The organism is Stenotrophomonas sp. G106K1, assembly GCF_037969685.1.
GTDB classification, from domain to species: domain Bacteria; phylum Pseudomonadota; class Gammaproteobacteria; order Xanthomonadales; family Xanthomonadaceae; genus Stenotrophomonas; species Stenotrophomonas lactitubi.
The window spans coordinates 1-8,813 of sequence record NZ_JBBPFR010000044.1; the positions used below are offsets into that span (position 1 = coordinate 1).

The window sequence follows — 8,813 nt, forward strand, 5'->3', positions numbered from 1 at the left end:
GATGGCGCCATCGAGCTTACAGGGACGTACTTGCAGCGTCCCCTGCACGGCCCACCCGCCCCGCCAAGCGCGGCTTTTGATCTAAGCGGCCACCCACGAGGGGCTGCGCCGTTGGCCGGAAATCACGCCAGTGCGCGAAACACCAACGCCAGGATCGCCGGCACCGCCTGGATCATGAAGATGCGCCGGCTCACGCTGTAGGCGCCATAGCACCCCGCCACCACCACGCACGCCAGCGAGAACGTCACCAGCACCGGTTGCGCCAGCACCAGCCCCACCACGATGCCTGTCGCCAGGAAGCCGTTGTACAGGCCCTGGTTGGCCGCCAGCACGCGCGTGGTCTCCGCCTTCTCCGGCGTATTGCGGAACGTCTTCAGGCCCAGCGGGCGGGTCCACAGGAACATTTCCAGCACCAGGAAATAGACGTGCAGCAGGGCGACCAGCAACGTGAGGGCGAGTGCGATCCAGTACATGGAGGTTTCCTTGGCTAGGTAGATGGGGTGATGGGGTCAGAGCGCTCTCCATGGGAGAGGGATCCGACCCCGCGCGCCTCAACGGTCGCGCGGCAGCTTCTTTTCTTCGCGCAGCACGCCGAACGCCGCCAGTGTCATCAATCCGGCTACGGCTACACCGCCGATGAACACCACGTGCGAGCCGAACAGCGACAGCCCCTTGTGCAGCCAGGCGAAGCTCAGGTCGGCACCACGATAGACCACCGTGTCGATCGCTGCGCCGGCCTTGTAGCGCCACTGGCGGTCTACGCGCGTGTAGATGGTTTCGCGGGCCGGCTTGGCCAGGGCGAATTCGCTGGCGCGGGTCATCACCTGCACCACCGCCACCATCAGCGGCATCGGCGAGGCGGCCAGCACCGAGAAGCCGATCAGGATCGCAAAGCCGGGAATCAGCAGCGCCGGGGCGATGCCGTGGCGCGACAGCAGCCAACGGGTCAGCCCGAGCTGCATGAGCAATGCCAGCGCGTTCACCGCCAGGTCGATGCGCGAGAAGAACGCGGTGGCAGCGGCGGGGTCAGTGAACGAAGCCCGCACGATGCTGGCCTGCTGGTTGTACAGCAGGGTGCCGACGCCCACGCCGAACACCACCATGATCGCCAGCCAGCGCAGCAGCGGCTCACGCACGATCAGCTTCAGGCCATCGAGCACGCTGCCGCCCATCGGCTTCTCGCCCGACACCAGCTGTTGTTCGCGCTCGCGCAGCACCGCCCAATGCCGCAGGCGCCAGATGCAGAACAGGCAGACCATCAGGAAGCCGGTCGATACCAGCATCAGGTTGGCGATGCCGACGCGCTGCACCAGCGCGCTGGTGATGAGCGGGCCAAGGAAGGCACCGATGGTGCCGGCCGCACCGATATAGCCGTAGTAGGCACGCGCCTGCGCATTGGAGAACACGTCGGCCATGAAGCTCCAGAACACGGCCACTGCGAACAGGTTGAACACCATCACCCAGAGGAAGAAGGCCATGCCCCGCCCCGGCACTTGGCTGTCGAACAGCGCATAGAAGCCCAGCAGGGTGGCGATGAAGAAGCCGTACACCGCCGGCAGGAACACCCGCCGCGGGAAGCGGCTGACCAGCCAGCCATAGACCGGCTGCAGCACCAGCATGATCACGAACACACAGGAGAACAGGAACTGCAGGACGAAGTCCTTCAGCGCGATGCCATGGCTGGCGAACCAGGCAATCAGCACCGGCGGGAACACCGTCTCCAGGTCGGCCGAGGCGGCCATCGCTTCGCGCACCGGACGCAGCACGTAGTAACCGCTGAGCAGGCAGAAGAAGTACAGGAACGACCACCACAGCGCCGGCGACTCGCGCAGCGCTGCGACCAGCTTCTTCAGCGGACCGCCCGCAGTGGCCGCGCTCACGCGGCTCCCCTCGCCAGCAAACGGCGGTTGGACAGCGGCATGGCAGGCTCCGGGGGCAGTGAAGCGCGTACGTTATCCAATGCACTGCAACATCGCCAGCGCAGGCTGCCCCGATGGCTGCAACGAAGTGTCACGGCCGGCCACGCACGACACTTTCCGATACCCGCTTTTGCGGCGTCAAAAATCCAACTTTTTCAACGAGATGCGCATTCATCTTCGCTTTGTTTGTGCACAGGCGAAAAGCGGCGCTAGAATCATCCCCAGCAGTCGCGCACGGGTTCCAACCGATGAAAAAGAACAGCCTGCGTCGTCCGATCCGTTCGGCGGCCACCGGTTTGCTGGGCATGTTGATGCCCCTTGCCTTGTCCACCACCGCGCAGACCCCGCCGGCCCTGCCACCGATGCCGACCAACATCGAGACCACTGCCGGTGGCGCCATTGCCCACACCCAGCCGGCGGCTTACCGCACCGGGCTGGTGCCGCAGGTGCAGTTGCCGGCCGCCGGTTTCAACGTCGCCAACATCGAATCGATGGCGCAGCAGCTCACCTATGGCGAGCGCGTGCCAGGCATGGCGGTGGCCATCGTGCAGGGTGGTCGCGTGCTCAGCGCGCGCGGCTACGGCGTCACCGACGTCAACAACCCGCTGCCGGTCGACGCCCACACCGTGTTCCGCCTGGCGTCGCTGTCCAAGGCCTTCGCCGGCACCATGGCCGGCCTGCTGGTCAACGACGGTACCCTGCGCTGGGACAGCAAGGTCACCGACTACGTGCCGGGCTTCCGCCTGAACTCGCCGGAGGCCACCGACCGCCTGACCGTGGCCGATGTCCTCAGCCACCGCGTCGGCCTGCCGTACAACGCCTACGACCGCGACATCGAAGGCAATGCCGAGTACTACGCGCTGACCCAGAAGCTGGCCAACACCAGCCTGAAGTGCCTGCCGGGCGACTGCTACGCCTACCAGAACGTGGCCTTCAGCCTGATCGGCGACGTTGTCTACGCTGCCTCCGGCAGTTTCTACGAGCAGTCGGTCGAACGCCGCATCTTCAAGCCGCTGGGCATGAACGATGCCAGCCTCGGCCTGGCCGGCATCCAGGCCAGCTCGCGCTGGGCACGCCCACACGTGCGCAGCCGCAACGGCTGGGTATCGCTGACGCCGAAGCCGACCTATTACCGCGTGGCCCCTGCTGCCGGCGTCAACGCCAGCGCCAGTGACATGGCGCAGTGGCTGCTGGCCCATACCGGCCACCGCCCGGACGTGCTGCCGGCGCCGCTGCTGGCCACCCTGCACTCCAGCCTGATCAACACGCCGGGCGAGATGCGCTCGGGCTGGCGCCGCGAACGCCTGCATTCGGCCGGTTACGCGCTGGGCTGGCGCACCTTCGACTACGCCGGTCACGATGTCGTGTTCCATGCCGGCGCCGTGCAGGGTTACCGCGGCCTGGTGGCATTGGTGCCCGAGCGCGACCTCGGCATCGCCATCATGTGGAATGGTGAAAGCGGCCTGCCCAGCGGTCTGTTGCCGACCGTGCTCGACGCCGCCCTCGGCCTGCCGTCGCAGCGCTGGCTGGATGTGGACACCGACTTCGGCAGCGACAACCTGATGGCCGAGGGCGCCGCCCCGGCGCAGCAGGACAAGCGCAAGGGCAAGGGTGCCTCGGGCAACCGCGCGGTGGCCTCGCCGCGCTGAGCTGGCGAGCTCGACCGTAAGCAGAAGGGCGACCCACGGGTCGCCCTTTTTTTTGTTGTAGAGCCGAGCCCATGCTCGGCTGATTCAAGCAGCCGAGCATGAGCTCGGCTCTACCGTTCCGCAGCGCTAGTGGGCGAAGTAGTGCATTCCGCCATCCACCGGAATCACCGCCCCAGTGATGTACCCCGCCAACGGTGAGGCCAGGAACGCGACCAGGTGCGCCACCTCCTCTGGTTCGCCGAAACGCCCCATCGGAATGTTGCGGGCGATGAACTCACGCCGGCTCTCTTCGGTGGGATGCAGCCGATCCAGGATCTGCGCGCTGTTGATCCGCCCCGGCGCGATCGAATTGACGGTGATGCCCTCGCCCGCCACGTCGCAGGACAACCCCTTGCTCCACAGATGCAGCGCCGCCTTCGCCGGGCTCGCGGCATTCACCGCACGCGGCTCCATCGACCCGCTGAGGTTGATCACACGCCCCCAGCCATTGGCCCGCATCGACGGCAGCAACGCCTGCGTCAGCCGTCGTGCCGCCGAGAAGTTCAGCGCCATCGCCTCGTCCCACACCTCGTCTGCTGCAGCCACCCCGGCCAGCCGCGCGCCACCGGCCGCATTGACCAGGATATCCACGCGCTGCAGCGCCTCCAGCGACGCACTGGCGATGCGCTGCACATCGTCGGCATCGGTCAGATCGCCCAGCAGCACGACCGGTACCGGCCCACCCGCCGCCTCGATCGCGACCGCCACCGATTGCAACGGCGCCTGCCTCCGCGCGGTGATCGCCACGCGTACACCCAGCGTTGCCAGCACCCGCGCAACACCTGCGCCGATGCCGCTGCCTGCGCCAGTGACCAGCGCGGTCCGTCCTTCAAGATCCAGTTTCATGTATTGCCCTGCCAGGTTCTGCCGGCCCATCTGGCCGTGCGGACATGCTCTTTGAATACCCTCGATTGATAAACTCCGGCGAGGTTTCAACATTCAGAACCCGGGGTGTCAGATGAACCTGTTGGAGAGCATGCAGGTCTATGTGCTGGCCGTGGAAAAGGGCAGCCTGAGTGCCGCGGCGTCGGCACTGGACATCTCCGCGACGATGGCCGGCAAGCACCTGCGCGCCCTGGAGGAACGGCTGGGCATGCAGCTGTTGAGCCGCACCACCCGACGGCAGCACATGACCGCGTTCGGTGAGGCCTACTACGGCCGCTGCAAGGAGATCCTGCGCCTGGTGGAGGAAACCGATGCACAGGCCCAGCATCACCATCTGGCACCGGCGGGCAAGCTGCGGATCAGTGCACCGGTGATCTTCGGCACGCATGCGCTGGTGCCGGCACTGTCAACCTACATGGACCGCTACCCCGAGGTCAGTGTCGAACTGGTCCTGACCGATCGCGTGGTCGAACTGGCCGATGAGGGATTCGAGGCCGCCATCCGCATCGGCATGCTTGCCGACACCACGCACCTGGTGGCGCGTCCGCTCAGCGCCTATCGGCTGACCCTGTGTGCATCACCGGCCTACCTCGCACGGCATGGCACGCCGCACAGCGTGCAGGCGCTGCAGCAACATCAATGCCTGTCGCTGGATCCGGCGGCGCTGTCGCACTGGCTGGGCAACGAGGCAACGTCGGCGACGCAGCCACCTTCAGGACGCCTGCAGATCAACAACGGAGAAGCGTTGCGGCTGGCCGCGCTGCAGGGCCAGGGCATCATCCTGCAGTCGAGCCTGCTGCTGGCAGCGGACATCGATGCGGGTGGCCTGGTCCCGTTGCTGCCGGAACATGGCCGCCGCGGTCGGCCCATGCACGTGGTGTATGCGCACGACCGGTATCACTCGACCCGGCTGCGCAGCTTCGTGGAATTCCTGGTCGAGCGGTTTCCCTGTGAAGCTGCTGACCATCGCAGCTGGCCAGACGCAGACAGGCCATAAAAAAACCCCCTCCCCGCTGGGCAGTCGGGGAAGGGGTCTCAGGGTACGGCTATCGGGAAGTACTTAGATCAGCGGTGCCGGCGTTGCCGGAAGGGCCACCGGGGCGGCCTTCTTCTTGCGGGCGGCCGGCTTGCGCTTGGCAACCTTCTTGGCAGCCTTCTTCGGGGCAGCCTTCTTGGTGGCCTTCTTCGCAGTCTTCTTCACCGCCTTCTTGGCGGTCTTCTTTACCGCCTTCTTCACTGCCTTCTTGGCGACCTTCTTGGCCGGCTTGCGGGCGGTGGTCTTCTTGGCGGCTTTCTTGGCAGTCTTCTTGGTGGCCTTCTTGGCTACCTTCTTGACGGCCTTCTTCGCGGTCTTCTTTACGGCCTTCTTGGCAGTGGACTTCTTGGCTACCTTCTTCGCAGCCTTCTTCACTGTCTTCTTGGCCGTGGCCTTCTTGGCGACCTTCTTGGCAGCCTTCTTCACTGCCTTCTTGGCGGTCGCCTTCTTCGCGACCTTCTTCACTGCCTTCTTGGCAGCGGCCTTCTTGGCGACTTTCTTCACCGCTTTCTTGGCGGCGGGCTTTTTCTTCGCAGCTTTCTTGGTTGCCATGGTGATGGCTCCTCGTCAGTGATAGGGAGTTGAAACGCCCAGGTGGATCAAACCCGCCCATGCTGCGTGCGGGGACCGCCGGCGCGTCAGGCGCGCCGTTACGGATGCGGTGATGCCCGCCACGATCGGCGGAGCAGGCATCGGAACAGGGGTCGCCTTGCATTTCTCCGGGGGAAGCGGGGCCATGTCCACCGTCTTGAGGATCGCGGTGGTCTTCGAGGGGCTGCTTCGCATCGGACGATTGATTCTTCGCACTCGGTTTGGCAGGCAAGGTCTGCTGAGGCGAAACCTAATCACGGTTTTTTTTACTGTCAACAACCCCCGCGAAAAATTTTCACATCCGCCGCGTCCCGGGAGCCCTTCCCGCGCCTGCCGATGTTCCTCCGCGAGCGCCGGCAAACACGGCATCGCGCATCGTCGCTGCCATCGACTGTGTACCAACAGCGAAGAAAAAACACTTGAAACAAGCACTCTGCGTGATGTAGAGGCCTGGAGTGGAACGCCACACGGCGACGTGGTCGTGCACGGCTATGCACTCGCCAACGCCAGCACAACGGACCCGCAACAAGGGCAAAAATTTTTCACATCCGGACGCGCCGTCGCGGGGGTGGAAACGCGGATTTGCGCAAAACTGCGCACGCCCTTCGGCCGCGCTCAACACCGGCTGATGCCATGGCGATGGCATGCGGCGAACCGGTCGGCATAAGTTCGACGCGTCCTCCAAAACGAAAACGGCCACCCGTGGGTGGCCGTTTTCGTACCGGGGAAACGACGACTCAGTGCTCTTCGTCTTCCAGGCCTTCAGCGTACGCGTCCGGGTCCAGCAGCTCGTTGAGCTCGTCGCTGTTGGACACTTCGACGACGAACATCCAGCCGTCGCCGTAGGCGTCTTCGTTGATGGTTTCCGGCTTGTCGGCCAGTGCCGAGTTGACCTCGACGATGGTGCCGCTGATCGGGCTGTAGACGTCGGAGGCGGCCTTCACCGACTCGACGACCGCGATCTGCTCGTTGGCCTTGGCGGTCGTGCCGACTTCCGGCAGCTCGACGTAGACCAGGTCACCCAGCAGGCCCTGAGCATGGTCGGAAATACCGACGGTAACGCGGCCATTGCCTTCGACACGGGCCCACTCATGGGACTTGAGGAACTTGAGGTCGCCGGGGATCTCGCTCATGGGACTGCTCCAGAGATATGCAGGGGGTGGAAAAAACGGGGCTAGTGTAACCAACCGGCCGCCACTGCTGGCAGTGACGACCGGCACGTTTGGATCACGCTTCGGTGAGTACGCCGGGCTGGGCCTGGCCTTCGCGCACGAACGGGAACTTGACCACCCGCACCGGCACCTGACGGCCGCGGATGTCGACGGTTACCTGACCGAGTTCACCGGCCGGCACGCGCGCGAATGCGATGCCCTTGGCCAGGGTCGGCGAGAAGGTACCGGACAGGATCTCGCCCTGGCCGCCGGCCGTGGTGACCGCTTGGCCATGGCGCAGCACGCCCTTCTCATCCATCACCAGGCCGATCATCTGGCGTGCGTTGCCAGCGGCCTTCTGCGCCTCCAGCACGTCGCGGCCGATGAAGTCGCGGCCTTCGTCCAGCGACACCGTCCAGGCCAGCGCCGCTTCGTAGGGGCTGATCGCTTCGTCCATGTCCTGGCCGTACAGATTCATGCCGGCTTCCAGGCGCAGGGTGTCGCGCGCGCCGAGGCCGGCCGGCTTCACGCCAGCAGCAAGCAGGCGGTTCCAGAACGCGACCACGGCATCCTGCGGCAGCAGGATCTCGAAACCGTCTTCGCCGGTGTAGCCGGTGCGGGCGACGAACAGTTCAACGCCGTCGTCGGACTGCGCCTGCAGCGCGGCGAAGCGGCCGAGCTTGCCCAACGCCTCACGGTCGGCTTCGCGGGCCAGGCCGATGACGATGTCGCGCGCCTGCGGACCCTGCACGGCGAGGATCGCCAGGTCCGGACGCTGTTCGACCGAGACGTTGAACGGCGCAGCCTGCTCGCGCAGCCACGCCAGATCCTTCTCGCGGGTGGAGGCGTTGACCACCATGCGGAAGAAGTCTTCGCCCAGGTAATAGACGATCAGGTCGTCGATGACGCCGCCCTGCGGATTCAGCATGCACGAGTAAAGCGCCTTGCCGGTGGCCTTTAGCTTGTCGACCGAGTTGGCCAGCAGGCGGCGCAGGAACGGCTTGACCTTGTCGCCGCGCAGGTCGACCACGGTCATGTGGCTGACGTCGAACACGCCCGACTCACGACGCACCAGGTGGTGCTCGTCCAGCTGCGAGCCGTAGTGGATGGGCATGTCCCAACCCCCGAAATCGACCATCTTGGCGCCAAGGGCGCGGTGGGTATCGTTGAGCAGCGTCTTCTGGGTCATGACCGGGTCCGGCAGCAGAGGAAACAAGAACGCGCATTATCCCAGATCGGTCGGCCGCAGGTCGCGCCGCAGCGCAGCGGGGGGATGTTGGCCGGCCTGCGGCCGGCGGGCGCTTTCTACTAGCCAGGCAACGGCAACGGCCAAAGCGCATCGGCTCGGCGACGTCTGTGGGGTGGTGGGGCGATGTGGGGTTGCGGGACACGCCGCAAGTACGTCCCTGTAGGCTCGTAGGCGCCATCCATGGCGCCTGCGGTCCCTCCACCTCACACCGCCCCACCCCGACAGGTTCCCGGTGACGGGACGGAAGGCAAGAGCGGTTGTGGATGTCGATACATATAAGGAGAGGGGTGGGGG

At 65.5% G+C, this 8,813-nt stretch carries 9 protein-coding genes; 3 read left to right on the top strand and 6 right to left on the bottom strand.

Annotated features, from left to right (window positions below; all coding sequences use genetic code 11):
• Positions 1-122 precede the first annotated feature (122 nt).
• Both WKB25_RS20895 and WKB25_RS20900 read right to left on the bottom strand, forming a co-directional pair.
• Complete coding sequence (locus tag WKB25_RS20895; protein ID WP_340572748.1) at positions 123-473, bottom strand: DUF1304 domain-containing protein; 351 nt, start codon at positions 471-473, stop codon at positions 123-125.
• 78 nt (positions 474-551) lie between these two features.
• On the bottom strand, positions 552-1,880 hold the full coding sequence (locus tag WKB25_RS20900; protein WP_340572750.1) for an MFS transporter: 1,329 nt from the start codon (positions 1,878-1,880) through the stop codon (positions 552-554).
• 287 nt (positions 1,881-2,167) lie between these two features.
• Here WKB25_RS20900 and WKB25_RS20905 point away from each other — a divergent pair, with 287 nt between their 5' ends.
• Positions 2,168-3,568: a serine hydrolase domain-containing protein gene (locus tag WKB25_RS20905; protein ID WP_340572752.1), complete on the top strand. Its 1,401-nt coding sequence runs from the start codon at positions 2,168-2,170 to the stop codon at positions 3,566-3,568.
• Between the two features lie 126 nt (positions 3,569-3,694).
• Here WKB25_RS20905 and WKB25_RS20910 read toward each other — a convergent pair whose 3' ends face one another.
• Positions 3,695-4,453 carry an SDR family oxidoreductase gene (locus tag WKB25_RS20910; RefSeq protein WP_340572754.1) on the bottom strand — a complete coding sequence of 253 codons (759 nt, stop codon included), beginning with the start codon at positions 4,451-4,453 and terminating at the stop codon, positions 3,695-3,697.
• Between the two features lie 112 nt (positions 4,454-4,565).
• Here WKB25_RS20910 and WKB25_RS20915 point away from each other — a divergent pair, with 112 nt between their 5' ends.
• Positions 4,566-5,489, top strand: coding sequence for a LysR family transcriptional regulator (locus WKB25_RS20915; RefSeq protein ID WP_340572756.1), 924 nt, complete (start codon positions 4,566-4,568; stop codon positions 5,487-5,489).
• Between the two features lie 63 nt (positions 5,490-5,552).
• Here WKB25_RS20915 and WKB25_RS20920 read toward each other — a convergent pair whose 3' ends face one another.
• The gene (locus WKB25_RS20920; RefSeq protein WP_340572759.1) at positions 5,553-6,080 is read right to left on the bottom strand and encodes a hypothetical protein; all 528 of its coding nucleotides are present in this window, start codon (positions 6,078-6,080) and stop codon (positions 5,553-5,555) included.
• 184 nt (positions 6,081-6,264) lie between these two features.
• On the opposite strand from WKB25_RS20920, the gene WKB25_RS20925 reads away from it, so the two are divergent.
• Complete coding sequence (locus WKB25_RS20925) at positions 6,265-6,786, top strand: hypothetical protein (RefSeq protein ID WP_340572761.1); 522 nt, start codon at positions 6,265-6,267, stop codon at positions 6,784-6,786.
• A gap of 70 nt (positions 6,787-6,856) precedes the next feature.
• Here WKB25_RS20925 and gcvH read toward each other — a convergent pair whose 3' ends face one another.
• Both gcvH and gcvT read right to left on the bottom strand, forming a co-directional pair.
• Positions 6,857-7,252 carry a glycine cleavage system protein GcvH gene (gene gcvH, locus WKB25_RS20930; RefSeq protein ID WP_312705544.1) on the bottom strand — a complete coding sequence of 132 codons (396 nt, stop codon included), beginning with the start codon at positions 7,250-7,252 and terminating at the stop codon, positions 6,857-6,859.
• A gap of 94 nt (positions 7,253-7,346) precedes the next feature.
• Positions 7,347-8,459 carry a glycine cleavage system aminomethyltransferase GcvT gene (gene gcvT / locus WKB25_RS20935; RefSeq protein ID WP_340572765.1) on the bottom strand — a complete coding sequence of 371 codons (1,113 nt, stop codon included), beginning with the start codon at positions 8,457-8,459 and terminating at the stop codon, positions 7,347-7,349.
• Between the last annotated feature and the right edge of the window lie 354 nt (positions 8,460-8,813).